18 protein-coding genes are annotated in these 24652 nt (G+C 67.8%); 5 read left to right on the forward strand and 13 right to left on the reverse strand.

Features of this window, described 5'->3' with window-relative positions; all coding sequences use genetic code 11:
• Positions 1–264 precede the first annotated feature (264 nt).
• Together PSQ40_RS02665 and PSQ40_RS02670 are read right to left on the reverse strand one after the other, a co-directional pair.
• Positions 265–1182 (reverse strand): SPFH domain-containing protein, encoded by a 918-nt coding sequence (locus PSQ40_RS02665; protein ID WP_273948550.1) that lies wholly within the window; start codon positions 1180–1182, stop codon positions 265–267.
• Positions 1183–1352: 170 nt separating this feature from the next.
• Positions 1353–1787 (reverse strand): NfeD family protein, encoded by a 435-nt coding sequence (locus PSQ40_RS02670; RefSeq protein ID WP_273948552.1) that lies wholly within the window; start codon positions 1785–1787, stop codon positions 1353–1355.
• Between the two features lie 158 nt (positions 1788–1945).
• Between PSQ40_RS02670 and PSQ40_RS02675 the strand changes: the two genes are divergently transcribed.
• Entirely contained in the window at positions 1946–4216 is a 2271-nt protein-coding gene (locus PSQ40_RS02675) for an arginine/lysine/ornithine decarboxylase (protein WP_273948553.1), read from the forward strand.
• Positions 4217–4299: 83 nt separating this feature from the next.
• Here PSQ40_RS02675 and PSQ40_RS02680 read toward each other — a convergent pair whose 3' ends face one another.
• Together PSQ40_RS02680 and fabI are read right to left on the reverse strand one after the other, a co-directional pair.
• Positions 4300–5223, reverse strand: coding sequence for a DNA ligase (locus PSQ40_RS02680; RefSeq protein WP_273948555.1), 924 nt, complete (start codon positions 5221–5223; stop codon positions 4300–4302).
• A gap of 116 nt (positions 5224–5339) precedes the next feature.
• A complete protein-coding gene (fabI, locus tag PSQ40_RS02685; protein WP_273948558.1) occupies positions 5340–6143 on the reverse strand; it encodes an enoyl-ACP reductase FabI in 804 nt (267 codons plus the stop codon).
• A 150-nt stretch (positions 6144–6293) separates the two neighbouring features.
• On the opposite strand from fabI, the gene PSQ40_RS02690 reads away from it, so the two are divergent.
• Genes PSQ40_RS02690 through PSQ40_RS02705 form a run of 4 tightly spaced genes read left to right on the forward strand, consistent with a single transcriptional unit; the run spans position 6294 to position 11988 of the window.
• Entirely contained in the window at positions 6294–8183 is a 1890-nt protein-coding gene (locus PSQ40_RS02690) for an extracellular solute-binding protein (RefSeq protein WP_273948559.1), read from the forward strand.
• 55 nt (positions 8184–8238) lie between these two features.
• Entirely contained in the window at positions 8239–9273 is a 1035-nt protein-coding gene (locus tag PSQ40_RS02695; RefSeq protein WP_273948561.1) for a microcin C ABC transporter permease YejB, read from the forward strand.
• Positions 9257–10360: an ABC transporter permease gene (locus PSQ40_RS02700; protein WP_409338535.1), complete on the forward strand. Its 1104-nt coding sequence runs from the start codon at positions 9257–9259 to the stop codon at positions 10358–10360. The genes PSQ40_RS02695 and PSQ40_RS02700 overlap by 17 nt, the downstream gene beginning before the upstream one ends.
• Positions 10357–11988, forward strand: a complete 1632-nt coding sequence (locus PSQ40_RS02705) for an ABC transporter ATP-binding protein (RefSeq protein WP_273948564.1) — start codon at positions 10357–10359, stop codon at positions 11986–11988. Before PSQ40_RS02700 ends, PSQ40_RS02705 begins: the two co-directional genes overlap by 4 nt.
• 79 nt (positions 11989–12067) lie before the next feature.
• Here the strand turns inward: PSQ40_RS02705 and PSQ40_RS02710 are convergent, their stop codons facing one another.
• From PSQ40_RS02710 to mmsB, 9 genes are all read right to left on the reverse strand, one after another.
• Positions 12068–13528 carry a hypothetical protein gene (locus tag PSQ40_RS02710; protein ID WP_273948567.1) on the reverse strand — a complete coding sequence of 487 codons (1461 nt, stop codon included), beginning with the start codon at positions 13526–13528 and terminating at the stop codon, positions 12068–12070.
• A 76-nt stretch (positions 13529–13604) separates the two neighbouring features.
• On the reverse strand, positions 13605–15659 hold the full coding sequence (locus PSQ40_RS02715) for an ABC-F family ATP-binding cassette domain-containing protein (protein ID WP_273948569.1): 2055 nt from the start codon (positions 15657–15659) through the stop codon (positions 13605–13607).
• A 115-nt stretch (positions 15660–15774) separates the two neighbouring features.
• A complete protein-coding gene (prmB, locus tag PSQ40_RS02720) occupies positions 15775–16692 on the reverse strand; it encodes a 50S ribosomal protein L3 N(5)-glutamine methyltransferase (protein ID WP_273948571.1) in 918 nt (305 codons plus the stop codon).
• Positions 16689–17861: a succinyl-diaminopimelate desuccinylase gene (gene dapE, locus PSQ40_RS02725; protein WP_273948573.1), complete on the reverse strand. Its 1173-nt coding sequence runs from the start codon at positions 17859–17861 to the stop codon at positions 16689–16691. The genes prmB and dapE overlap by 4 nt, the downstream gene beginning before the upstream one ends.
• Positions 17861–19018 carry a PilT/PilU family type 4a pilus ATPase gene (locus PSQ40_RS02730; RefSeq protein WP_273948832.1) on the reverse strand — a complete coding sequence of 386 codons (1158 nt, stop codon included), beginning with the start codon at positions 19016–19018 and terminating at the stop codon, positions 17861–17863. The genes dapE and PSQ40_RS02730 overlap by 1 nt, the downstream gene beginning before the upstream one ends.
• Positions 19019–19120: 102 nt before the next feature.
• Positions 19121–19945, reverse strand: a complete 825-nt coding sequence (gene dapD / locus PSQ40_RS02735; protein ID WP_273948576.1) for a 2,3,4,5-tetrahydropyridine-2,6-dicarboxylate N-succinyltransferase — start codon at positions 19943–19945, stop codon at positions 19121–19123.
• Between the two features lie 3 nt (positions 19946–19948).
• Positions 19949–21154, reverse strand: coding sequence for a succinyldiaminopimelate transaminase (gene dapC, locus PSQ40_RS02740; RefSeq protein ID WP_273948577.1), 1206 nt, complete (start codon positions 21152–21154; stop codon positions 19949–19951).
• Between the two features lie 51 nt (positions 21155–21205).
• Positions 21206–23554 (reverse strand): bifunctional diguanylate cyclase/phosphodiesterase, encoded by a 2349-nt coding sequence (locus tag PSQ40_RS02745; protein WP_273948579.1) that lies wholly within the window; start codon positions 23552–23554, stop codon positions 21206–21208.
• Between the two features lie 182 nt (positions 23555–23736).
• On the reverse strand, positions 23737–24621 hold the full coding sequence (mmsB, locus tag PSQ40_RS02750; RefSeq protein WP_273948581.1) for a 3-hydroxyisobutyrate dehydrogenase: 885 nt from the start codon (positions 24619–24621) through the stop codon (positions 23737–23739).
• Positions 24622–24652 lie beyond the last annotated feature (31 nt).

Raw genomic sequence — 24652 nt, forward strand, 5'->3', positions numbered from 1 at the left:
CATGAGGATGCCGTTTGGGCCCCGGGGCTGGGGCTGGCGCGCCCCCAGCGCCCCCGGCACCGTGCTGTCATGTAAATGCCTTAAAAGTAAGCAGGGCAAGGCAATCCTTTTGAAATCAAGCACTTAGCGAGGCTCCCCAGGTCCTGGGCACGGCTTGTCCACAGCTTTGTCCAGAGCCAACGGGGAGAACTCGTTGGCGACCCGCGGCGTTCACACGGCGCGGCGGCGCTGGCCGACGTGGCCCCGTCTGGCCGGACGCCCTTGTCAGCCGCCGGACTTGGGCAGCTGCACCATCTTCATGGCGGAGCTGATCAGTGCTGACACTTCGCCCATGTGGCTGGGCACGATCAGGGTGGTGTTGGCCTCGGCCGCCACCTGGGCATAGGCGTCCACGGCGCGTTCTGCCACCTTGAGCTGCACCGCCTGTTCGCCCCCTGGCTGGCGGATGGCCGCCGCGACGCGCTCGATGGCTTGGGCCGTGGCGTCGGCCACCGCCGTGATCGAGGCGGCCTCGCCCTGGGCCTTGTTGATGGCCGCCTGCTTCTCGCCTTCAGAGCGGGCGATGAAGGCCTCGCGTTCGCCCGTGGCGATGTTGATTTGTTCCTGACGGCGCCCCTCGGACGCCGCAATCAGGGCGCGCTTCTCGCGTTCAGCGGTGATCTGCGCCTGCATGGCGTGCAGGATTTCCTTTGGCGGGGTCAGGTCCTTGATCTCATAGCGCAGCACCTTCACGCCCCAGTTGAGCGCGGCCTCGTCAATCGCGGCCACCACCTGGGCGTTGATGATGTCGCGCTCTTCGAAGGTCTTGTCCAGCTCCAGCTTGCCGATCACGCTGCGCAGCGAGGTCTGGGCCAACTGGGTGACCGCCATGATGTAGTTCGACGAGCCGTAGCTGGCACGCATCGGGTCGGTGACCTGGAAGTACAGGATGCCGTCCACCTGCAGCTGCGTGTTGTCGCGCGTGATGCAGATCTGGCTCGGAACGTCGAGCGGAATCTCCTTGAGGCTGTGGCGGTAGGCCACCGCGTCCACAAAGGGGATCAGCAACTTGGGCCCCGGCGTCAGGGTGCTGTGGTACTTGCCCAGGCGCTCAACCACCCAGGCATGTTGTTGCGGCACGATCTTGATGGACCGGGCGATGAAGATGACGGCGATGACGGCGATGACGAGGGCGATTTCCATGGGGCATCCTGACACAGGGTTGGAAGAAAAGGGACATGGCTTGCCGGGTTTGCCCGGGCCACTGGCCCAGGCGAGGTATCAGCGGGGCAGCGCCGGCCGACTGGCTGATTGGCTGATTGGCTGATTGGGGCGCTCAGTTTGCTCGGGCGGCTTGTGCGCGGCTGGCGCCATCAAATGGCCTGCAGCACCAGCCGGTTGCCCACCACCTCAACGATGCGGTGGGGGCCTGGGGCGGCCACCGGGGCCGTCGGGCTGGCACGCCATTCGGCGCTCCAGGTGGCGCCACGGTACTGCACGGTGGCGCGGCCGTCGCTCTCCCAGTGGCTGACCTGGACGGTGGACCCAATGTCCAGATTCACGTCGGGGTTCTGTCCCGCGGGGGCTTCGGCGGGGTGGCGGCGGCGCCAAAGGTGCCAGGCCAGCACCAGGGCACCGCCTGTGAAGGCCGCGATCAGCACCTGGCTGCTGAGGCTGGCACCGGCCCAGCTGGCCAAGGCCCCGGCCATCAATCCAAAGGCGACCAGCAGGAGATAGAAGGTCGATGTCAGCAACTCGGCCAGCACGGCCAGCCCGGTCAGCACACACCAAACAGTGAAAGGGGTCATGAAGGATCCTGGTGGAGGGGCGGTGGGGCCTCAAGGCCTGTCTTGCTGGCACCACATTTTTAGGGAAAAAACGGGCTTGTCAAAAGTGAGGAATCAATATTCCTTACACTTCGCGCCTGTTTCTCATTTAAAGCCCAGTTCCGCCCCCGGAGGTCCGCATGAAATTTCGCTTCCCCATTGTCATCATCGATGAGGACTTCCGTTCTGAAAATACCTCGGGCCTGGGCATCCGCGCCTTGGCCCAGGCCATTGAATCCGAGGGCTTTGAAGTGCTGGGCGTCACCAGCTACGGTGACCTGAGCCAGTTTGCCCAGCAACAAAGCCGGGCCAGCGCCTTCATTTTGTCGATCGACGACGAGGAATTCACCCCCGGTCCGGACCTGGACCCCGCGGTGCTGAACCTGCGCAGCTTCATCGACGAAGTGCGCCGCAAGAACCTCGATGTGCCGATCTACATCTACGGCGAAACCAAGACCTCGCGCCACCTGCCCAACGACATCCTGCGCGAGCTGCACGGCTTCATCCACATGTTCGAGGATACGCCCGAGTTCGTGGCCCGCCACATCATCCGCGAAGCCAAGAGCTACCTCGAAGGCGTGCAGCCGCCGTTCTTCAAGGCGCTGCTCGACTACGCCGAGGACGGTTCGTACTCCTGGCACTGCCCGGGTCACTCGGGGGGCGTGGCTTTCCTGAAGAGCCCAGTGGGCCAGATGTACCACCAGTTCTACGGCGAGAACATGCTGCGCGCCGACGTTTGCAACGCGGTCGAAGAACTGGGCCAACTGCTGGACCACAACGGCGCCATCGGCGAGAGCGAGCGCAACGCCGCGCGCATCTTCAATGCCGACCACTGCTTCTTTGTCACCAACGGCACCAGCACCAGCAACAAGATGGTCTGGCACCACACGGTGGCCCCGGGCGATGTGGTGGTGGTGGACCGCAACTGCCACAAGTCCATCCTGCACTCGATCATCATGACCGGGGCCATCCCGGTGTTCCTGAAGCCGACGCGCAACCACTTCGGCATCATCGGCCCGATCCCGCAGAGTGAATTCACGCCCGAATCGATCCAGGCCAAGATCAAGGCCAACCCGCTGCTCAAGGGCGTCGACCCGAAGAAGGTCAAGCCGCGCATCCTGACCATCACGCAGTCGACCTACGACGGCGTGCTCTACAACACCGAGACCATCAAGGGCATGCTCGACGGCTACGTCGAGAACCTGCACTTTGACGAGGCCTGGCTGCCTCACGCGGCCTTCCACCCCTTCTACGGTCCCTACCACGCGATGGGCAAGAAGCGCGCTCGGCCCAAGGAAAGCGTGGTCTACGCCACCCAGTCCATCCACAAGCTGCTGGCCGGCATCAGCCAGGCCAGCCATGTGCTGGTGCAAGACTCGCAAAACACCAAGCTGGACCGCCACCTCTTCAATGAGGCCTACCTGATGCACACCAGCACCAGCCCGCAGTACAGCATCATCGCCAGCTGCGATGTGGCCGCGGCCATGATGGAGCCGCCCGGCGGCACCGCGCTGGTCGAGGAAAGCATTGCCGAGGCGCTCGACTTCCGCCGCGCCATGCGCAAGGTGGACGACGAGTACGGCAAGGACTGGTGGTTCAAGGTCTGGGGCCCCGAGAAGCTGGTCGACGACGGCATTGGCCGCGCCACCGACTGGATCATCAAGGCCGACGGCAAGTCGGCCAAGTGGCACGGCTTTGGCAAGATCGCTGACGGCTTCAACATGCTCGACCCCATCAAGTCGACCATCGTGACGCCGGGCCTGGACCTGAACGGCAAGTTCGCCAAGACTGGCATCCCGGCCAGCATCGTGACCAAGTTCCTGGCCGAGCACGGCGTGATCGTCGAGAAGACGGGCCTGTACAGCTTCTTCATCATGTTCACCATCGGCATCACCAAGGGCCGCTGGAACTCGCTGCTGACCGCGCTGCAGCAGTTCAAGGACGACTACGAGAAGAACCAGCCGATGTGGCGCATCCTGCCCGAGTTCTGCCAAAAGAACCGCCGCTACGAGCGCATGGGCCTGCGCGACCTGTGCCAGCACGTGCACGAGCTGTACGCCAAGTACGACATCGCCCGCCTGACCACCGAGATGTACCTCAGCGACCACACCCCGGCCATGAAGCCGTCGGATGCGTTCGCCCACATCGCCCAGCGCAAGACCGAGCGTGTGGAGATCGACCACCTCGAAGGCCGCATCACCACCAGCCTGGTGACGCCGTACCCGCCGGGCATCCCGCTGCTGATCCCGGGCGAAGTGTTCAACAAGAAGATCGTCGACTACCTCAAGTTCTCGCGCGAATTCAACGCCCAGTGCCCGGGTTTCGAGACCGACATCCACGGCCTGGTCGAGGAAGTGGACGCCGACGGCAAGAAGCACTACTTCGCGGACTGCATCAAGCAAGACGCCTGAGCCCTCGCCCGCGCGGCGCTGGACGGGCTGTCACCAGCCCAAGTGCCCCGCGGCCGCAGCGGCCATGTCCGCAGCCACCCGCGTCACAGCGAGGCGTCGGGCAGCGCGCGCAAAAAGGTCGCGAACCGCGGCACACCGCCAGGGTGCAGGCCCTGGTAGCGAAAACTCACCCACGAACCGATTGCCGGCGGTTGCAGCCTCAGCGCCTCGGGCAGGCCGCTGCCCAGGCGCAGGCGGTGGCCGTCCTGGGTCTGCACCAGCAGGGCGCCCGCCTGGCCCCGCCAGGCGCCTTTGCCGGGCAGGACCTGCACCACGCGGGCTTCGGCGTCCTCAAACGGCTTGTACTTCAGGACATCGGGGGAGCGCCCCGCGCGGTACAGGCCACTGCCCCGGTGCAAGACCAGCCCCTCGCCCCCGTGGGCCACGACCTCGTCCAACCAGGCTTTGACCTGGGCCACCGAGCTGGCCGGTTGCTGGGCCACAGCCTGCAAGGTGGCCGCCGCCTCGGCGCCTTGGGCATGGGCCTGGTTCAAGCGGGTCTGCAGCGTGTCCAGGCGCCCTTGGGCACCGCCAAATGGGGTGGGCACGGTCGGGGCATCGAACACCATCAGGCGCAGGCCTGACCAGGCGGGGCTGCCAGGGCCGTCACGCACGGCCGCGACGCTTTGCAGGAACAAGCCCGGCCCCGCCCACAGCTCGCCGTCGAGCGGCAGCGTCGGCCAGCCCTGGGTGAACTGCGCTGGGGGTTGGATTAGGCGGCCACTGCGGGTCCACAGCTGTTCGCCATCCCAGCGCGCCCGCACGCCGTCAAGCTTTTCGCTGACCCAAAAACCGTCCACCGCCTGCCCCGGCGGGTAGCGGCTGGCGAGCATCAAGGCGGTGGGGAGGGCTGGGGGCCGGGCCTGCACCAGGCTACTCACGCTGGCGAGGACGAGCAGGGCGTTGCGCCGGCTCGGTGGGGACAAGGACGGCAGGGCCGACCGGGGACGCGTTCGAAGTTCGGACATGCTGCACTCCTCTCAGGAGTTCATGAAGCCCGGGCCCCTGGCGTCGTTGGGGGCGGAGGCCGGGCCAAGCACCGGGCCCGGGACATCCGGACCGCGGCCTCGCCCGATTGTGTCGCTCAGGCCTTGTCGGTGGGCTCGGCGATGCCGCCGACCACCTGGCTAAAGCCACCGTCCACGTAGGTGATTTCGGCGCTCACGCCGGCGGCCAGGTCGCTCATCAGGAAAGCGGCCACGTTGCCCACGTCCTCGATCGTCACGTTGCGGCGGATCGGCGAGTTCTCGGCCACCACCGACAGGATCTTGCCGAAGCCCTTGATGCCGCTGGCGGCCAGGGTCTTGATGGGGCCGGCCGAGATGCCGTTGGCGCGCAGGCCGCGGTTCTTGGCCCCCAGCGATTCGGCCAGGTAGCGCACCGAAGCCTCCAGGCTGGCCTTGGCCAGGCCCATGGTGTTGTAGTTGGGCACGGTGCGGATGGCGCCCAGGTAAGTCAGGGTCAGCAGGGCCGACTTGTCATTGAGGTAGGGCAGGGCGGCCTTGGCCATCGCCGGGAAGCTGTAGGCGCTGATGTCATGGGCCACCTTGAAGCCGTCGCGGCTCAGGCCGTCCAGGAAGTCGCCAGCGATGGCTTCGCGCGGGGCGTAGCCGATGCTGTGCACAAAGCCGTCAAAGGTGGGCCAGTGGGCCGACAGGTCGGCGAACAGCTTCTCGATCTGGGCGTCGTCACCGACATCGCAATCAAAGACCAGCGTGGAGCCGAAATCAGCGGCGAACTCGGTGATGCGGTCCTTGAAGCGCTCGCCCACGTAGCTGAAGGCCAGCTCGGCGCCTTGTTCATGGCAGGCCTTGGCGATGCCGTAGGCGATGGAACGGTTGGACAGCACGCCGGTGATCAGCAGCTTCTTGCCGGTGAGGAAACCCATTCTTGTTCTCCAGGTCGAAGCCCGGCGAATGCGCGCCGGGCGAAAGTTGCGGGACAGCCACGCCAGCAGGGGCCGACAAGGCCCGGCGCCAGGGCAGGTCGCTTGCGGCGGCTGCCCGGCATTGCGGCGGGAGTAGGGCAGAATTGTCTCATGCGTTTTCTGTCTCTCCTGGCCCCCGGCCTGGGCCTGTCTTTCTCCCTCGCGTGCGGGGCGGCATGGGCTGCCCACGGCTATGCCTTGTGGGGCACGCCCAAGTACCCGGTCGACTTTGACCATTTCAACTACGTCAACCCGGCCGCGCCCAAGGGCGGCGAGTTGCGCTTGGTCAGCAACCTGCGCACCTCGACCTTTGACAAGTACAACCCGTTCACCCTCAAAGGCTCGGCGCCGGCCTACCTCAGCGGCCTGATGTTCGATTCGCTGCTGGCGGGGGCGCTCGATGAAACCGGTGCCGCCTACGGTTTGCTGGCCAGCGATGTGCAGGTGGCCGCCGACGGCCTCAGCGCCACCTTTGTGCTGCGCCCTGAGGCGCGCTTCCACAATGGCGACCCGGTGCTGGCCGAGGACGTGAAGTTCAGCTACGACACGCTGATGGGCCGTTACACCTCGCCCAGCTACAAGACCGTGCTGGCCGACGTGGCCGGCCTCGATGTGCTGGGCCCGCGCACGGTGCGCTACCGCTTCAAGAAGCCCAACCGCGAGCTGCCCCTGACGGTGGGGGGGCTGCCGGTGTTCAGTCACCGCTGGGGTGAGGTGAACGGGCAGGCCAAGCCCTTTGATCAGGTGGTGACCGACATCCCCATCGGCTCGGGCCCCTACCGCATCGGCCCGGTGCGTTTTGGCAAGGACATCACCTACGTGCGTGACCCGCAGTACTGGGCGCGCGACCTCAACGTGCGGCGTGGCACCGCCAACTTTGACCGCATCACGGTCAAGATCTACAAGGACAACACCGCTAAGCTCGAGGCCCTGAAGGCCGGCGAGTTTGACCTGATGCGCTTCTTCTCGGCCGGCGACTGGGCGCGCCGTGTCACCGGCAAGCGCTTCGACTCGGGTGAACTGGTCAAGGGCGAGTTCCGGCACCGCCTGCCCGCCGGCTTCCAGAGCTATGTGCTCAACACCCGCCGCCCGTTGCTGCAGGACGTGCGGGTGCGCGAGGCCCTGGGCCTGGCGCTGGACTACGAGTGGATGAACCGCCAGATGTTCTACAACGCCTACCAGCGCGTCACCGGCCTGTTTGGCAACACCGACTGCGCGGCCAGCGGCGAGCCCTCGGCCGAAGAGCAGACCCTGCTGGCACCCTGGCGCGCCCAGGTGCCTGCGGCGGTGTTCGGCCCCATGGCCGTGCCCCCGCGCACCGACGGCGACCAGTCGCTGCGCGGCAACCTGCGCCGCGCCCAGGCCCTGCTGGCCCAGGCGGGCTGGACGGTGCAAAACGGGGTCTTGCGCAACGCCCAAGGCCAGGCCTTTGTGCTCGAGTACCTGGACAGCAACGAAAGCGGAGCGCGCGTCGTCACGCCCTGGGCGCGCAACCTGGAGAAACTGGGCATCCAACTCCAATACCGCCCAGTCGACTTTGCGCTCTACCAGCAGCGGCTGCAGAAGTTTGACTTCGACGTCACCACCATGGCCTTCGGGGGCACCCACAACCCCGGCCAGGAATATGCCGACATGTTCGGCAGCCTGGCGGCCGACACCGAGGACTCTGGCAACTTTGTCGGCCTGAAGAACCCCGCGGTCGACGCCCTGATCAGCCACATGACCGCCGCCAAGAGCCAGGCCGAACTGCTGCCGGCGTGCCGCGCGCTGGAGCGCGTGGTCATGCACAGCCATGTGTTGATTCCGCAATGGACCGCCCCCACGCACCGGCTGGCCTACAACGCCTGGCGCTTGCAAGGGCCGGCCACCATGCCCCCGTACGCTGCCGGTGAAACCTGGGCCATCGACACCTGGTGGGCCCGCCCCAACGGTGCCAACGGCCCGGCAGCGGCCCCTGGCACGACCCCAGCCACGGGGGCGGCGGCCCCATCGCGGCCCTGAACCCCGGGCTGGCGCCCCGCCACCTTGATCTGAACCCAACCAATTGCACAGACCCATGCTGGCCTACCTTGTCAAACGCCTCCTGCTGATGGTGCCCACGCTGTTCGGGGTGCTGCTGCTGACCTTTGCCGTGATCCAGTTCGTGCCCGGCGGCCCGGTGGAGCAGTACCTGGTCGAGGCCCGCACCGCGGCGGCCGGCAGTGGCAGCGCCGAGGGCGGCGGCTTCAGCTACCGGGGCGGGCAGGGCGTGGACCCCAAGCGCCTGGACCAGATCAAGGCCTTATACGGCTTTGACAAACCCGCGCCCGAGCGCTTTTGGCAGATGCTGGGTCAGTTCGCACGCTTTGACCTGGGGCGCAGCTTTTTTCAGAACAAGGACGTCTGGCAACTGATCCTCGAGAAGCTGCCGGTGTCGGCCAGCCTGGGGCTGTGGACGTTCTTCATCAGCTACGGCGTCGCCGTGCCCCTGGGGGTGGCGAAGGCCGTGCGCGCAGGCTCGCGCTTTGACTTGATGACCACCTTGCTGGTGCTGTTTGGCTATGCGGTGCCGGGCTTTGTGCTGGGCGTGGCCTTGCTGGTGATTTTCGGCGGGCAGTTGCAGTGGTTCCCGCTGCGCGGCCTGACCTCGGCCAACTGGGACGAGCTCAGCTGGGGCGCGCGGGTGGTCGACTACCTGTGGCACATCACGCTGCCAATCGTGGCCATGGTGTTGGGCAGCTTCGCGGTGACGGCCATGCTGACCAAGAACGCCTTCCTGGAAGAGATTCGCAAGCAGTACGTCATCACGGCGCGGGCCAAGGGCCTCAGCGAGCGCCAGGTGCTTTGGAAGCATGTGTTCCGCAATGCGCTGATCCCCATCATCACGGGCTTTCCGGCGGCCTTTGTGGGGGCGTTTTTCACCGGTTCGCTGCTGATCGAAACCCTGTTCTCGCTCGACGGCCTGGGCCTGCTGAGCTACGAGAGCGTGATCCGCCGCGACTACCCGGTGGTGCTCGGCACGCTGTACCTGTTCACGTTGATTGGTTTGCTGACCAAGCTGATTTCTGACCTGTCTTATATCTGGGTGGACCCCCGTGTCAAATTCGATTGAAGGCCTGTCGCCCATCGCGCCACCGGCGCCCCCCTCCAAGCCCGCGCCGGTGCCCGCCAGCCTGAGCCCCAGCCGGCGCGCCTGGCTGCGCTTCAAGCGCAACCGGCTGGGCTATGTCAGCCTGTGGCTGTTTGTGGGCATGGTGGTGTTCAGCCTGGCCGCCGAGTTGGTGTCCAACGACCGGCCCTGGCTGGTGCGTTACCAGGGCCAGTTTTACACGCCGCTGTGGCAGGACTACCCCGAGAAGGTGTTTGGCGGTGATTTCGACACCCCGACCGATTTTCTCGACCCCTTCATCCGCGCCCAGCTGGCCCAGCCGGGCAACTGGGCGGTGTTCGCGCCCAACCCGTATGGGCCCAAGACGCTCAACTACTTTGCCCGCGAGCCCAACCCCTCGGCGCCCTCGCGCGACAACTGGTTGGGCACCGACGACCGGGGCCGCGACCTGCTGGCGCAGCTGATTTACGGCTTTCGGGTCAGCGTGCTGTTCGCCCTGGCCCTGACCGTGTCGGGCGTGGTCCTGGGGGTGCTCACGGGCGCCATCCAGGGCTATTTTGGTGGTCGCACCGACCTGGCGTTTCAGCGTTTCATCGAGATTTGGGGCTCGATGCCCGAGCTGTACCTGCTGATCATCTTCAGCGCGGTGTTTGCGCCCAGTGTGGCCCTGCTGCTCTTGCTGCTCAGTTTGTTTGGCTGGATGGGCCTGTCCGACTATGTGCGCGCCGAGTTCCTGCGCAACCGCCAGCTCGACTACGTCAAGGCGGCGCGCGCGCTGGGGGTGTCCAACCTGCAGATCATCTGGCGCCACATCCTGCCCAACAGCCTGACGCCGGTGGTCACCTTCTTGCCGTTCCGCATGAGCGCGGCCATCCTGGCGCTGACCTCACTCGATTTTCTGGGCTTGGGGGTGCCGCCGGGCACCCCCTCGCTCGGTGAGCTGCTGAGCCAGGGCAAGGCCAACATCGACGCCTGGTGGATCTCGTTGTCCACCTTTGGCGTCCTGGTCGTGACCTTGCTGCTGCTGACCTTCATGGGGGACGCGCTGCGCGACGCCCTGGACCCGCGCAAGGCGGAGGCCCAGTCATGAGCCAGCCCCTGTTGCAGATCGAACAACTGCGCATCGCCTTTGGCGACAAGGCGGTGGTGCACGGCATCGACCTCCAGATCCAGGCCGGTGAAAAAGTGGCACTGGTGGGCGAGTCGGGTTCGGGCAAGTCGGTGACGGCGCTGAGCCTGCTGCGTTTGGCCGCCCAGGCGCGCTGCACGGGCCACGTCTGGCTCAGCGCGCGCGACCCGGACGCGCCACGCCAGGACCTGCTGAGCCTGCCCGAGCCCGAGCTGCTGGGGGTGCGGGGCGACGACATCGCGATGATCTTCCAAGAGCCGATGACGGCCCTGAACCCGCTGTTCACCGTGGGCGAGCAGATCGTCGAAGTGTTGCAGCTCAAAAAGGGCCTGAACCGGCGTGAGGCCTGGCCGCTCGCGGTGCAGGCCTTGGCCGATACCGGCCTGCCCGAGCCCGAACGCCGGGCGCGCGCCTACCCGCACCAGTTGTCGGGCGGGCAGCGCCAACGCGCGATGATCGCGATGGCCCTGGCCACCGAGCCGCGGCTGCTGTTGGCCGACGAGCCCACCACCGCGCTCGATGTCACCCTGCGGGCCCAGATCCTGGACCTGCTCAGCGCCTTGCAGGCCCGCACCGGCATGGCCGTGCTGCTGATCACGCACGATTTGCAGATGGTGCGCCGTTTCGCCGACCGCGTGGCGGTGATGGAGCATGGCCACCTGGTCGAGCAAGGCCCGGTGGCCGAGGTGTTCGCCCACCCGCAGCACCCGTACACCCGGCAATTGCTCGACAGCGTGCCGGCCCGCGAGGTGATCGAGGTCGACCCCCAGGCCCCGACCCCCGCCACGGTCCTGCGCGCGCAGGACCTGCGCGTGGCCTATGCAGTGCCGCGCCCGGGTTGGCGTGGCTGGTTCGGCAGCGCCGAGTTTGTCGCGGTGCAGGGCGCCAGTTTTGAGCTGGCGGCGGGCCGCACGCTGGGTGTGGTCGGCGAGTCGGGTTCGGGCAAGTCCACGCTGGCCCAGGCCGTGCTGGGTTTGCTGCCCTTTTCGGGCCAGCTCGACCTCGGCGGGCAGACCTGGCAGGGGCTGGGCACGCGCAACACGCCCGCGCACCGGGCGCTGCGCCGGCAGGTGCAGGTGGTGTTCCAGGACCCGTTCTCGTCGCTGTCGCCGCGCCTCACGGTGGAAGAGATCGTGGGCGAAGGCCTGCAGGTGCACGAACCCGGCCTGCCCCTGCCCGAGCGCCGACGCCGGGTGATGGCGGCGTTGTCCGATGTGGGCCTGTCCGAGGCGCAGTTCCCCGGATTGCTGGCGCGCTACCCGCATGAGTTCTCGGGCGGGCAGCGGCAGCGTCTGGCGATTGCCCGGGCCCTCATCGTGCAGCCGCGCTGGCTGGTGCTTGACGAACCCACCAGTGCGCTCGACGTCAGCATCCAGAAGCAGGTGTTGCAGCTCTTGCAGGGCCTGCAGCGTGAACGGGGTCTGAGCTACTTGCTGATCACCCACGACATTGCCGTCATCCGCGCCATGGCGCACGAGGTGCTGGTCATGAAGGACGGCGCGGTGGTCGAAGCGGGCCCGGTGCAGCAGCTGCTGTCGGCACCGCGCAGCGACTACACCCGCACGCTGGTGCACGCCGCGTTGGACTGATGGCCCGGTCCGGTTCGACCCGGGTGAGGGCCGCCTGTCCGGTGGGCTTGGGGCCTGGCCTCGGCTGGGCGCGGCGGTCCTAGCGGGTCGGCTGGGCCGCCTGCAGCACCACCCGACCGCGCGTCCAGCTGGGCTCCTGGCCCTGCACCCGCCCCAGGGCACGCAACTGGTCACTCCGCAGGCCCAGGCCCTGCGGGCTGTACAGGTAGGCCAGCATGAAGCTGCCATTGGCACACGCGTTCTGGGTGAACACATTGGCCTGCTGGCGGAACTGGTTCAGCACGCGCGCCCAGGCGTCGGCGCCGCCGCACTGTTGGTCCAGCCGCTCTTGCAGGGCCTGGGCCGGTGAGGGCGCGTTCAAGGCCCCCCAGTCGCGGAACGCGTAGTACACCGACGACAGGCCGACAAAGCGGGTCTGCGCAAAGCCCGCCTGCTGCGTCACCTGGGGCACCGGGTAGGCGTTGACCGGGCTGGCGCCGGCCTGCTGCACCACCGACTCGTAGACCTGGCGGCATTGCGTGCTGTAACGGCTGCCGCGGGCCAGCACGCTGAGGCCGCGCAGGTCGGTTTGGTAGCGCTGCGGCGTGGCCCCGCTGTGCTGGGGGTAACAGACATTGGCCTCGGTGCCCCCCGAGGCCGGGTGTTGCAGCATGGCCTGGCGTGCCTGGTTCTGCCCCAGTCCCAGGTAGGACAAGGCAAACACGGTGTAGCGCACGCCATTGATCTCGTGCTCGCTGAGTTGGGGGGCTTGGCGGGGGGCCGCCGCAGCGGCTTCGGCGGGCAATGCAAAGGCCACCTGGGCCGAAGCACCGCCCACCTCGACCACGCCCTCGGTGGCTTCCTGGCGGTGAAAACGCCCTTGCAGGTAGTTCAGGTCGACCCAGGCGTACAGGCCTTCATCCCGACCGCTGAGGGTGCGCACCTCGCCGGTGCTGAATCCCTGGCGCGCCAGGGTGGCTCGCACGCTGGCATAGATGGCGTCGGCGGTGGCCGCGGGCAGCAGGCGCATGCCCGCGGTGGCCAGCACGTCGACCTGCACCTGGGCGGGGGCCAGGCCCTGAGCCTGCAGCTGATCCTGCAGGCGTTTCAGCAAGGGCTGCAGGCCAGCGGGGCCCGCTGCGTCGGGCTCGCTGCCGGGGCCGTTGCTGCCGTTGTACCAGGCCAGGGGGTGGGGCGCCTGGGCGTGGCTGAACAGCTCGCGCACCGTGACAAAGCGGCCATCGGGCTGGCTCTGGTAGAGGTGCAGGCGGGTGCCACTGCTGCCCGCGTCGACCACCGCGAGGTAACGCGAGGCCAGCACGGCACTGGCGGGGGCGGGCGGGCGGTGGGCCGGCGCCGGGGGGCTGGCGGTGGCCTGGTCAGGGGGCACCTGGTCTGCGCCGGCTGGCACAGGGTGCAAAGGGGGAAAGGTGGAATCGGGCGGCACGGCCGGGCCGGCGCAGCCCAGCAGCGCCAGGATCAGCAGGCTGGCGACAGGGGCCCGCAGACCGCGCGGCAGGGCCGCAGGGCGGGGGCGACAGGTGGGCCGGGGAGACAACATGGTCGGTGATTGTCGCTGAGCCCGGGGCCACTGGGGCCCGGTGGCTCGGTGGCTCGGCAGTGGTGACTCGCCGCGCTCAGGCCGCCGCGGTGAGGGCCTCGATCTGCTCGGTCAGCTCCAGCCAGCGTTCTTCGAGCTGTTCAATGCCCTCGGTCGCGGCTTTGAGCTGGCGACCGCATTCGGCGATTTCGGCCGGCGGCAGCGCGGTGCTCAAACGGGTTTCGAGCTCGGTCTTCTGCTGGCTCAACTGGGCCATGCGCTGGTCGATTTGTTCCAGCTCGCGCTTCAGCGGCCGGGTTTTCTCGGCCAGTTGCTGGCGCGCCTGGGCGTCCAGCTTGCGCTGGTCACGCTGGGCCACGGCGGGCTTGCTGGCCTCCGGTGCCGGCGCCGGGGCGGCCACGGGGGCTGCGGCCACAGGCACCGCCACGGCGGGGGCGGGCGTGGCGGCCGCTGCATCGGCTTCGAGGCTGCGTTGGGTGTCGCGGGCCACCTCGCGCAGGCGCTTGGATTCCTCCAGCAGGTAGCGCTGGTAGTCGTCGAGGTCACCGTCAAACGGTCCCACCACGCCGCGGCCCACCAGCCAGAACTCATCGCACACCGAGCGCAGCAAGGCCCGGTCGTGGCTGACCAGCATGACGGTGCCTTCAAACTCATTGAGCGCCATGGCCAGGGCCTCGCGCGTGGCCAGGTCCAAGTGGTTGGTCGGCTCGTCCAGCAACAGCAGGTTGGGGCGTTGCCAGACGATCATGGCCAGCACCAGGCGGGCTTTTTCGCCGCCACTCATGGTGCCCACGGCCTGTTTGACCATGTCGCCACTGAAGTTGAACGAGCCCAGGTAGCTGCGCAGGTCCTGTTCGCGCGAGGGCTCGCGCGAGTTGGGGCCCATGTCACGGGCCAGGCGGATCATGTGCTCGAGCGGGTTCTCGCCGGTGCGCAGCACGTCCAGTTCCTGCTGGGCAAAGTAGCCAATCGTCAGGCCCTTGCCTTCGGTCACGCTGCCGGCCAGGGCCTTCATGTCGCGCGCAATCGTCTTCACCAGGGTCGACTTGCCCTGGCCGTTGGCGCCCAGGATGCCAATGCGCTGGCCGGCCAGCACCGAGCGGCTGACGCCGCGCAGGATGACCTTTTGCCCCTCGTCGGTCTCGTAGCCGAAGGCCGCGTCGCTGATCGCCAGCATCGGGTTGGGCAGGTTGGTGGGCTCCTTGAATTCGAAGGTGAATTCGGCGTTGGCCAGGATCGGGGCCACCTTCTCCATGCGTTCCAGCGCCTTGACCCGGCTCTGGGCCTGCTTGGCCTTGCTGGCCTTGGCCTTGAAGCGGTCAATGAACTTCTGCAGGTGGGCGATCTTGTCCTGCTGCTTGGCGAAGGCGGCCTGCTGCAGCTCGAGCTGCTGGGCCTGCAGGGTTTCAAAGGCGCTGTAGTTGCCGCCGTAGCGCACCAGCTGGGCGTTGTCGATGTGCAGCGTGACGTTGGTCACCGCGTCGAGGAACTCGCGGTCGTGGCTGATCACGATCATGGTGCCCGCGTAGCGCTTGAGCCAGGCTTCAAGCCAGACCAGGGCGTCCAAGTCCAAGTGGTTGGTCGGTTCGTCGAGCAGCAGCAGGTCGGACGGGCACATCAGCGCCCGGGCCAGTTGCAAGCGCATGCGCCAGCCGCCCGAGAAGCTGTTCACCGGCAGTTCCAGCTCATGGGCCTGGAAGCCCAGCCCCAGGATCAGGGCCTGCGCGCGCGGCACGGCGTCGTGGTCACCGGCGTCGGCCAGGTCGGTGTAGGCCTGGGCGATGGCCATGCCGTGCTCGGGGTCGTCGTAGGACGCGTCAGACGCTTCCAGGGCCTTCAGGTGCTCGCGCAGTTCGGCCAGGCGGGTGTCGCCGGCCAGCACGAACTCGGTGGCCGACTCCTCGGTCTCGGGCATGTTCTGGGCCACTTGGGCCATGCGCCATTGGCGCGGAATGACGAAGTCGCCGCCGTCCTCGTGCAAGCTGCCATTGAGCAGCGCAAACAGGGTCGATTTGCCCGCGCCGTTGCGGCCCACCAGGCCCACTTTTTCGCCGGGGTTCAGGTTGACTGAGACCTGGTTCAGCAGCACACGGGAGCCGCGTCGCAAGACGATGTTTTTGAGGGTGATCATGGCGTGGCCGGAACATTCCGGAGAAGAAGGGGCAAAGCCTTCTATTTTCGCACGCCTGGGCGCCGCGGGGGGATCCGCGGGCAAGACAGGGGGGCCACGCCGGTGGCAACGCCGCTCAGGCGTCGGCCAGGTGGAAGCGCATCAGCGCCTCGCGGGTCACCAGCAGCACCTGGTCTTCGCCGGCGCTGGTGTCGAGCCAGAACACCGGCAGGTCGGGGAAGGCGGCCTCGAAGTAGCCGCGCTCGTTGCCGATCTCCAGCACCAGCACGCCGTGCTGGCTCAGGCGACTGGCGACCTGGTCCAGCAACTGGCGCACGAAGTCCATGCCGTCAGCCCCACCGGCCAGGGCCAGTTCGGGCTCGGCCCGGTACTCGGCGGGCAACTCGCTCATGCTCTGGGCGTTGACGTAGGGCGGGTTGCAGAGGATCAGGTCGTAGGGGCCGGGCAGGGCGCTGAGGCCGTCGCTGAGGCCCAGGCTGATGCGTTCTTGCAGGCCGTGGCGGTCGACGTTGATGCGGGCCACCGCCAGCGCCTCGGGCGACAGGTCGGCCCCGGTGACCACGACCTCCGGCCAGGCCATCGCGGCCAGCACGGCCAGACTGCCGTTGCCGGTGCACAGGTCCAGCACCTGGTGGGTCTGGTCGCTGAGCCAGGGGTCGATGCTGCCATCGGCGATCAGCTCGGCAATGAAGCTGCGCGGCACGATGGCGCGTTCGTCCACGTAAAAGGGCACGCCTTGCAGCCAGGCCTCCTGGGTCAGGTAGGCCGCGGGTTGGCGGGTGCTGATGCGCTGGGCGATCAGGGCCTGCACCTGGGCGGCTTCTTCGGCGCTGACCGGGCGCAGCGCCACGTCCTCCTCGCCATCGGGGGCGCCGTCGAGCGCGCTGTCCAGCGGCAGGCCCAGGCGCCACAGCACCAGCCAGGCGGCTTCGTCAAAGGCGTTGGTGGTGCCATGGCCAAAGGCCACGCCGGCCTGCTCGAGCTGGGCGGCGGCCTGTTCGATCAAGGGCAGCACGGTGGTGGGGGCGCTCATGCGGCCCCCGGGGCGCGCAGGCCGGTGTCGAGGTGGGCCAGGGTGCGGCGGTAGATGTTCTTGAGCGGGTCCAGGTCGGCCACCTTCACGTTTTCGTCAATCTTGTGGATGCTGGCATTGATGGGGCCGAACTCGAGCACCTGCGGGCAGATCTGGGCAATGAAGCGGCCATCGCTGGTGCCTCCGGTGGTGGACAGCTCGGTCTCCAGACCGACTTCGTCACGGATGGCCTGTTGCACGGCGCCGACCAGGGTGCCCGGCGGGGTCAGGAAGGGTTGGCCACCCAGGGTCCAGTGGATGTCGTAGCTCAGGCCGTGGCGGTCCAGCACCGCCTGCACGCGCTGCTTCAGGCCTTCGGCAGTGCATTCGGTGGAGAAGCGGAAGTTGAAGTCCACCACCACCTGGCCCGGGATCACGTTGGTGGCGCCGGTGCCGCCATGGATGTTGCTGACCTGCCAGCTGGTGGGCGGGAAGAATTCGTTGCCGCGGTCCCATTCGGTGGCGGCCAGCTCGGCCAGCGCCGGCAGCGCCTGGTGAATCGGGTTGCGTGCCAGTTGCGGGTAGGCAATGTGGCCCTGCACGCCAAGCACGGTGAGCTTGGCGCTGAGGCTGCCGCGGCGGCCGTTCTTGATCATGTCGCCCAGGCGTTCGACCGAGGTCGGTTCACCCACGATGCAGTAGTCCAGGCGCTCGCCACGCGCCGACAGCTCACGGCAGACCACCTGGGTGCCGTCGATCGACGGGCCTTCCTCGTCGCTGGTGATCAGCAGGGCCAGCGACAAGGCCGGCTCAGGCTGGGCCGCCAGGAACTCTTCGCAGGCCACCACAAACGCAGCGATCGAGGTCTTCATGTCAGCCGCACCGCGGCCATACAGGTGGCCGTCGCGGTGGGTGGGCGTGAACGGGTCGCTGGTCCACTGTTCGAGCGGGCCGGTGGGCACCACGTCGGTGTGGCCGGCAAACACCAGGGTCGGGGCGCCAGGCACGGCGCTGGGGCGCTTGGCCCACAGGTTGCTGACGCGGAAATCCGCCGGGCCGCTGTCGATCTGCTCGCAGACAAAGCCGATGGCCTCCAGACGCTGGCGCAGCAGGGCTTGGCAACCCGCGTCGTCGGGGGTCACGGAGGGGCGCGAAATGAGTTGTTCGCTGAGGAGCAGGGTGCGCGACATCAGTGCTTAACGTCCAGGACAATTTCGGTGAAGGAGGGCTCGTCGTCGGGTTCGGCGCGGGCCTTGGCCGCTTCGCTGGCGGCCTTGTGGGACTGCTGAAAGTCGTTCTGCAGGCGCCACATCAGGTTGGTTGGCGAGTCGGCGTAGGACATGGCTTCCTTGCGGTCGACTTCGCCATTGAGGATCAGGCGGGCCAGGTCCTCTTCGAAGGTTTGCGAGCCTTCGGCCATCGACTTCTCCATGGCTTCCTGGATGCCGTTGAAGTCGCCTTTTTCGATCAGGTCGGCCACCAGTTTGGTGTTGCGCAGCACCTCGCAGGCGGGGATGCGCCCGCCGGTCTGGCGCCGCAGCAGGCGCTGCGAGATCACCGCCTTGAGGGCCGAGCTCAGGTCCACCAGCAAGGTCTGGCGCACTTCCACCGGGTAGAAGCTCAGGATGCGGTTCAGCGCCTGGTAGCTGTTGTTGGCATGCATGGTGGCCAGCACCAGGTGGCCTGACTGGGCGTAGGCCAGCGCCGCCGACATGGTTTCGCGGTCGCGGATTTCGCCGATCAGGATCACATCGGGGGCCTGGCGCAGGGCGTTCTTGAGCGCGATCTGGGTCGACTGGGTGTCGGTGCCGACCTCGCGCTGGTTGATGATCGACTTCTTGTTCTTGAACAGGAACTCGATCGGCTCCTCGATGGTCAGGATGTGGCCGGTGCTGTGTTCGTTGCGGTTGTCCAGCATCGAGGCCAGGCTGGTGCTCTTGCCCGAGCCCGTGGCCCCCACCACCAGCAGCAAGCCCCGCTTTTCCATGATCAGGTCGGTCAGGATCGGGGGCAGGTTGAGGTCGGCCAGCTTGGGGATTTCGTGGGTGATGTAGCGGATCACCGCGGCCACGCTGCCCCGCTGGTGCATGGCGCTGATGCGGAAGCGGCCAATGCCCTTGAGGGCGTAGCCCACGTTGAGCTCACCGGTTTCGGCGAGTTCTTCCATCTGGGCCGGCTGTAGGATCTCGGCCAGCAGGCTGCGTGGGGCATCGAAGGGCAGCAGCTGGTTGTTGACGGGGATGCAGACCCCGTTGATGCGGATCAGCGCGGGCGCGTTGGCCGACAGGTAAACGTCGGAGGCGCCCTTTTCGCTCATCAACCGCAGGATGCGTTCCATCATGCTCATGTTCGCGCTCATGGGGCTGGGCTTTCTGGGGACGGGCTGGGGTCGGGGGCGAAAACGGGGTCAGACCCAGGCCCCGCGCGGGTCGCGCAGGGCCCGGCGCGATCAGTCGCGCAGCAGGTCGTTCAGGCTGGTCTTGGCGCGGGTCTGGGCGTCCACACGCTTGACGATGATGGCGGCGTACAGGCTGTAGCGGCCACCGTCCTTGGGCAGGCTGCCGCTGATGACCACCGAGCCGGCGGGCACGCGGCCGTAGCTGATTTCGCCAGTGGCGCGGTCATAGATCGGGGTGCTCTGGCCGATGTACACGCCCATCGAGATGACCGAGTTTTCTTCGACGATCACGCCTTCCACGATTTCCGAGCGGGCACCGATGAAGCAGTTGTCTTCGATGATGGTCGGGTTGGCTTGCAGGGGTTCGAGCACGCCGCCCAGGCCGACACCGCCGGACAGGTGAACGTTCTTGCCGACTTGGGCGCAGCTGCCCACGGTGGCCCAGGTGTCCACCATGGTGCCTTCGTCCACGTAGGCGCCGATGTTGACGTACGAGGGCATCAGGATCGCGCCCTTGGCGATGAAGCTGCCTTGGCGGGCCACGGCCGGCGGCACCACGCGCACGCCGGTGGCCTTGAGTTGCTCTTCGCTGAGGCCGGCGAACTTGGTCGGGACCTTGTCGTAGAAGCCCAGGTCGCCGCCGCCGATGTACTGGTTGTCCTTCAGGCGGAAGGACAGCAACACGGCCTTCTTGATCCACTGGTGCACGGTCCATTGGCCCACGCCTTCACGGGTGGCCACGCGCAGGCGGCCCGAGTCGAGTTCGGCGATCACGTGGTCGACGGCTTCGCTCACTTCCTTGGGGGCGCTGGCGGGCGACAGGTTGGCACGGTTCTCCCAGGCGGAGTCGATCAGGGTTTGCAGCTGTTGAGTCATGGATTACTTGCTTTTGGATTGGACGAAATTCACGATGCGCAGGGCCGCTTCGACGCATTCCGCGGCGTCGGCCACCAAGGCCATGCGGATGCGCTGGGCCCCAGGGTTCACGCCGGCCACGTCGCGGGCCAGGTAGCTGCCGGGCAGCACGGTGACATTGTATTGAGCCAGCAGCTCCTTGGCGAAAGCCGTGTCGCTCAGGCCAAGGGCGTCGGGCACGCGGGCCCAGAGGTAGAAGCTGGCGTCGGGCAGGGCCACTTCGAGCACCCCGGCCAGGATCGGCGTGACCTGCGCAAACTTCTTGCGGTAGAGCACGCGGTTCTCGACCACATGGGTCTCGTCGTTCCAGGCCGCGATGCTGGCGGTCTGCACGATCGGGCTCATGGCGCTGCCGTGGTAGGTGCGGTAGAGCAGGAACTGCTTGATGATGGCCGCGTCACCCGCCACAAAGCCGCTGCGCAGGCCTGGCACATTGCTGCGCTTGGACAGGCTGGTGAAGGCCACCAGGTTCTTGAAGTCGTCGCGGCCCAGCTTCTTGGCGGCTTCGAGGCCGCCGAGCGGTGGCTCGTCACGGAAGTAGATTTCGCTGTAGCACTCGTCGGAGGCAATGATGAAGCCGTAGCGGTCGCTCAGTTCGAACAGTTTTTTCCACTCGTCCAGTGGCATCACCGCGCCCGTGGGGTTGCCGGGCGAGCAGACAAAGATCAGCTGGGTGCGCGACCAGATGTCGGCCGGCACGCTGTCCCAGTCCACCGCGAAGTTGCGCGCCGGGTCGCTGGGGGCGAAATACGGCTCGGCACCGGCCAGCAGCGCTGCGCCTTCGTAGATTTGATAGAACGGGTTGGGGCAGACCACGGCCGGGGTCGGCCAGCGCGGATCGATGACGGTCTGGGCGAAGGCGAACAGGGCCTCGCGCGAACCGTTGACCGGCAGCACCTGGGTGGCGGGGTCGACCTTCAGGCCGTAGCGCCGCTCGACCCACTGGGCCATGGCTTCACGCAGGCGGGGCTCGCCGGCGGTGGCGGGGTAGCCGGCCAGGCCTTCGAGGCTGTTGACCAGGGCGCTCTTGATGAACTCGGGGGTGGCGTGCTTGGGCTCACCAATGCCCAGGCTGATGGGGCTGTAGTGCGCGTTGGGGGTGACGCCAGCGAACAGCTGTCGCAGCCGCTCAAACGGGTAGGGCTGCAGTTTGGAGAGCAGTGGATTCATGGGCCCGCATTATCCGGGAGCCCAGACCGGTTTGTGCGCTGGGGCTTGAAATCAGCTGTTTCTCAAGGGCGTTGAGGGGGATGGCGCGGGCCTGGCCGCTGCGGTTGGGCCGGGCCAGTCGCCGATCAACTGGGCGGGACTGAGCTGTTCGCCCTGCAGGATCAGCGCGGGCGACAGGCCTTGCAGCGCCTGCCACTGGGCCGGGGTGTCCACCCCCTGCGCCACCACCCGCATGCCCTGTGCCTGGCACACCGACACCAGGCCGCGCAACAGTGCGGTGTGCGGCGGGCTGCCGGGCACGGCCTTGAGCAGGTCGGGGCTCAGGTGCACCGCCTGGAACGGCCAGCGGGGCAAATCCCAGGGCGAGGGCGGGCCCAGGCCCAGGTCCTGCAGCACCAGCTCAAGGCCGGCGCGGCGCCAGGTGTGCAGGGGGCATTGTGCGTCCGGGTTGTCCGACAGGGGCGCGGCGAGCTGGCGCGCCGAAATGGCGAGTCGCAGCTGCTGCGGCCGCAGGCCGTGGTTCTGCAGTTGCCGCAGCAGGGCCTCGGCGCGGCTGTCGCCCGGGTCCGACCCAGGCAACAGCCAGCAGGTCAGCCAGGGCAGGGTCCAGACCAGGCCCGCCGCGTCAGGGTGTTGCTGCTGCCAGTGCGCAATCTGCGCCAAGACCCAATCGATGAGCGGCGGTTGATCGGGGGTGTTGAACGGCAGCGGCGTGGGGCTGGGGTGGTCCGGCAGCCGGTCCAGCGGCAGCCAACCCAGCGTCGGGTGGGCCCAAAGCAAGGTCAGACAGGCCCCAACAGGCCCCCCCTGGGGCGCGTGCTGACCCTGCACCAGCAGGCGCAGCTGCCCCAGCCCTGGCGCTCCCAGCCAGTCGGCCTGACCCCGCAGGCGCTGTTGCGCCAGCCAGACCTGCTGGGGTGCACACCAGCGGACCTGGGTGGCTTGTTCGCTGCGGGCCTGGCTCAGCGCCAGGCTGGCGCGCTGCAGGCCGGCATTGGGGGTGTCGGCTGCGTCACCGCGCCAGGGGTACAGGGTGGCGCCCTGGTGCACGGTGTGGGCGCTGGGGGCCGGGTCGGGGGGCAGGCCAGGCCGGGTGCGCTGCAGCCACGGCTGCCACCGGGCCACCTCGCGCTGGGCATGGCTCAGCGCCTCGTGGGGCCCGGACGGCAGCTGCCAGAGGCGGATGGCAAAGGTGCCGCCGCCCAGGCGGTAGCCCTGGGCCGACGCGGGCAGGTGTTGCCGCAAGGCGTCGGCCACCGCCAGCAGCCACTGTTCGCTGCTCTGTGGGCCCATCGCGTCGTGCAGGTCGCGCAGACCGCAGAGCCGGAACAGCAGCAAGGCCTGGCCCCCTTCCACCGCGGGGCTGGGTGTTTCAAGGTGGTCCAGCAAGGCGGCGCGGTTGGGCAGCTGGGTGGCGGGGTCGGTGTAGGCCAAACGGGCAATCTGCTCGGCGGCCCAGCGCCGGTCGCTGGTGTCCTGGCTCAGCTCAAACCAATGGTTGATGCGGCCCTGGGCGTCGCGCAGGGGGGCCACGTCGAGCGACTCGGTGCGGTGTTGCCCCTGCGGGCCTTCGAGCGTCTGTTCGCCATGCCACTGGCGCCCCAGGGCCTGAGCGTGGGCCAGTGCGGTGATCTGCGGGGGCGTGAGGCCCTGGTGGTTCAGGGCGGCGATGTCGCGCCCCAGCCAGTCGCCCCGTTGCACGCGGCGGCTTTGGGCCAGCGTGTGGTTGAGGTACTCCACGCGGTGACGGGCATCGGTGATGGCCAGGCCCACCGGGCATTGGTCCAGCAGCTGCAGCAGCTTGGCCTGTTCGGCGTCCTGCTTCAGCACCTGGTCCAGCGTCTGCTGCAAATGGGCGCATTGGCGCAGGTAGCTGGCCCGGCTGATCAGGGCGGCAGCGGTGGCGATGCCGAGGTTGCCAAAGACCAGCAAACCCAGCACAAAAGGGTGGCGGCTGCGGGGCGGTGGCAGCCGGCCGGCTTGCTCAAGCCCCAGCAGGGCCAGCAGGCTGAGGGCGGTGAGCAGCGCCAGCAGGGCGGTTTCGCGGCGGCCCAGCAACCAGCCGGCCAGGGCCAGCTGCACCGGGAAGGCCAGGATCTGAGGCGCGTGCAGCCCGCCGTTCTGGCTCACGATTTCGAGGTTGGCGCACCACAGCCCCCAGATCAGCACCCGAGCGCTCCAGCGCACCGACCCCGCGCCCAACAGGGCCAAGGCCCCCAGGGCGATCAGGATCACCAGGGAGCGGGACAGCAGCACCGCCCACTGGAACTCAAAACGGATCAACCAGGCGATGAGCAAAAAGGACAACAGGCTCACGGCCAGGCACACCAGGATGATGTGCGCGACGTCAGCTTGCGTGGCGCTGTAGGGGATCGGGGGGCGGTCGGGGAGGGCACGCATGGGGCGTTCTGGGCGGACGCCTCACTCTAGCCAGCCCCCTGCGCTGTGGGGTCAGGCCGCCCGACCCCGCCAGACTGTCGGCAGGCGCACCGGGACGGTTGGTGGTGGACGGCTCGCAGCCCCCCGGGCCTGACCGCGAGCTGGGGGCTGGGCCCGGCCCCGGGCCGGGTTCTCAGCGCAGTTCAGCGCTTTTGCAGCAGCTGGATGACGCTGGAGAAGTCCAGCGCCCCCTGGCCGCCGAGGCTGTGCGCGGCATACAGGTTGCGCGCCAGGCCCCCCAACGGGGTGCTGGCCTTGACGGCGGCGGCATTCTCCTGTGCCAGGCCCAGGTCCTTGAGCATCAGGTCGGTGCCAAACCCCCCGGCATAGCCTTTGGAGGACGGCACGTTGTCCATCACGCCGGGCATCGGGTTGTACTTCTCGAGGGCCCAGTTGCCACCCGAGCTGCGGCGCATGATCTCCGACAGCACCTTCGGGTCGAGCCCGTTGGCCACGCCCAGGGCCAGGGCCTCGCTGGTGCCGATCATCAGGATGCCCAACAGCATGTTGTTGCAGATCTTGGCGGTCTGGCCGGCACCGGCGGCGCCCGCGTGGAAGATGTTGGCGCCCATTTTCTCGAGCAGGGGGCGCGCCAGGGCCAGCGCCGCGTCGTCGCCACCGACCATGAAGGTCAGGGTGCCCGCGATGGCGCCCCCCGTGCCGCCCGACACCGGGGCGTCGATGCAGGGCAGGCCGCGCGCCGCGGCCGCCTGGGCCACTTTTTGGGCGCTGGCGGCGGCGATGGTCGAGCAGTCGATCACCAGTGTGCCCGTGGCCAACTGCGCCAGCAGGCCGGTGTCACCCAGGTACAGCGACTCGACGTGCTGGCTGGCGGGCAGCATGCTGATCACGGCCTGCGCACCACGCACCGCGTCGGCGGCACTGGCCGCGATCGACAGGCCTTGTTCGGCCCACTTGTCGCAAGCGGGCTTGGACAGGTCAAAGGCCTGCACTTCGTGGCCGGCCTTTTGGAGGTTCAGGGCCATCGGGCCACCCATGTTGCCCAGGCCGATGAAGGCGATGTTCATTGTTTGTCTCCGGAGTGAGTGTTTATGAGGG

Source organism: Curvibacter cyanobacteriorum, assembly GCF_028649475.1.
Lineage (GTDB): Bacteria > Pseudomonadota > Gammaproteobacteria > Burkholderiales > Burkholderiaceae_C > Curvibacter > Curvibacter cyanobacteriorum.

What these genes read in the sequence shown, in the direction of transcription:
- dapD (WP_273948576.1), bottom strand. Translation starts at nt 19,945, where the DNA reads ATGACTCAACAGCTGCAAACCCTGATCGACTCCGCCTGGGAGAACCGT.
- PSQ40_RS02670 (WP_273948552.1), bottom strand. Translation starts at nt 1,787, where the DNA reads ATGACCCCTTTCACTGTTTGGTGTGTGCTGACCGGGCTGGCCGTGCTG.
- PSQ40_RS02665 (WP_273948550.1), bottom strand. Translation starts at nt 1,182, where the DNA reads ATGGAAATCGCCCTCGTCATCGCCGTCATCGCCGTCATCTTCATCGCC.
- PSQ40_RS02710 (WP_273948567.1), bottom strand. Translation starts at nt 13,528, where the DNA reads ATGTTGTCTCCCCGGCCCACCTGTCGCCCCCGCCCTGCGGCCCTGCCG.
- fabI (WP_273948558.1), bottom strand. Translation starts at nt 6,143, where the DNA reads ATGGGTTTCCTCACCGGCAAGAAGCTGCTGATCACCGGCGTGCTGTCC.
- PSQ40_RS02690 (WP_273948559.1), top strand. Translation starts at nt 6,294, where the DNA reads ATGCGTTTTCTGTCTCTCCTGGCCCCCGGCCTGGGCCTGTCTTTCTCC.
- PSQ40_RS02705 (WP_273948564.1), top strand. Translation starts at nt 10,357, where the DNA reads ATGAGCCAGCCCCTGTTGCAGATCGAACAACTGCGCATCGCCTTTGGC.
- PSQ40_RS02715 (WP_273948569.1), bottom strand. Translation starts at nt 15,659, where the DNA reads ATGATCACCCTCAAAAACATCGTCTTGCGACGCGGCTCCCGTGTGCTG.
- mmsB (WP_273948581.1), bottom strand. Translation starts at nt 24,621, where the DNA reads ATGAACATCGCCTTCATCGGCCTGGGCAACATGGGTGGCCCGATGGCC.
- PSQ40_RS02695 (WP_273948561.1), top strand. Translation starts at nt 8,239, where the DNA reads ATGCTGGCCTACCTTGTCAAACGCCTCCTGCTGATGGTGCCCACGCTG.
- PSQ40_RS02730 (WP_273948832.1), bottom strand. Translation starts at nt 19,018, where the DNA reads ATGAGCATGATGGAACGCATCCTGCGGTTGATGAGCGAAAAGGGCGCC.
- PSQ40_RS02675 (WP_273948553.1), top strand. Translation starts at nt 1,946, where the DNA reads ATGAAATTTCGCTTCCCCATTGTCATCATCGATGAGGACTTCCGTTCT.
- PSQ40_RS02745 (WP_273948579.1), bottom strand. Translation starts at nt 23,554, where the DNA reads ATGCGTGCCCTCCCCGACCGCCCCCCGATCCCCTACAGCGCCACGCAA.
- prmB (WP_273948571.1), bottom strand. Translation starts at nt 16,692, where the DNA reads ATGAGCGCCCCCACCACCGTGCTGCCCTTGATCGAACAGGCCGCCGCC.
- dapC (WP_273948577.1), bottom strand. Translation starts at nt 21,154, where the DNA reads ATGAATCCACTGCTCTCCAAACTGCAGCCCTACCCGTTTGAGCGGCTG.
- dapE (WP_273948573.1), bottom strand. Translation starts at nt 17,861, where the DNA reads ATGTCGCGCACCCTGCTCCTCAGCGAACAACTCATTTCGCGCCCCTCC.
- PSQ40_RS02680 (WP_273948555.1), bottom strand. Translation starts at nt 5,223, where the DNA reads ATGTCCGAACTTCGAACGCGTCCCCGGTCGGCCCTGCCGTCCTTGTCC.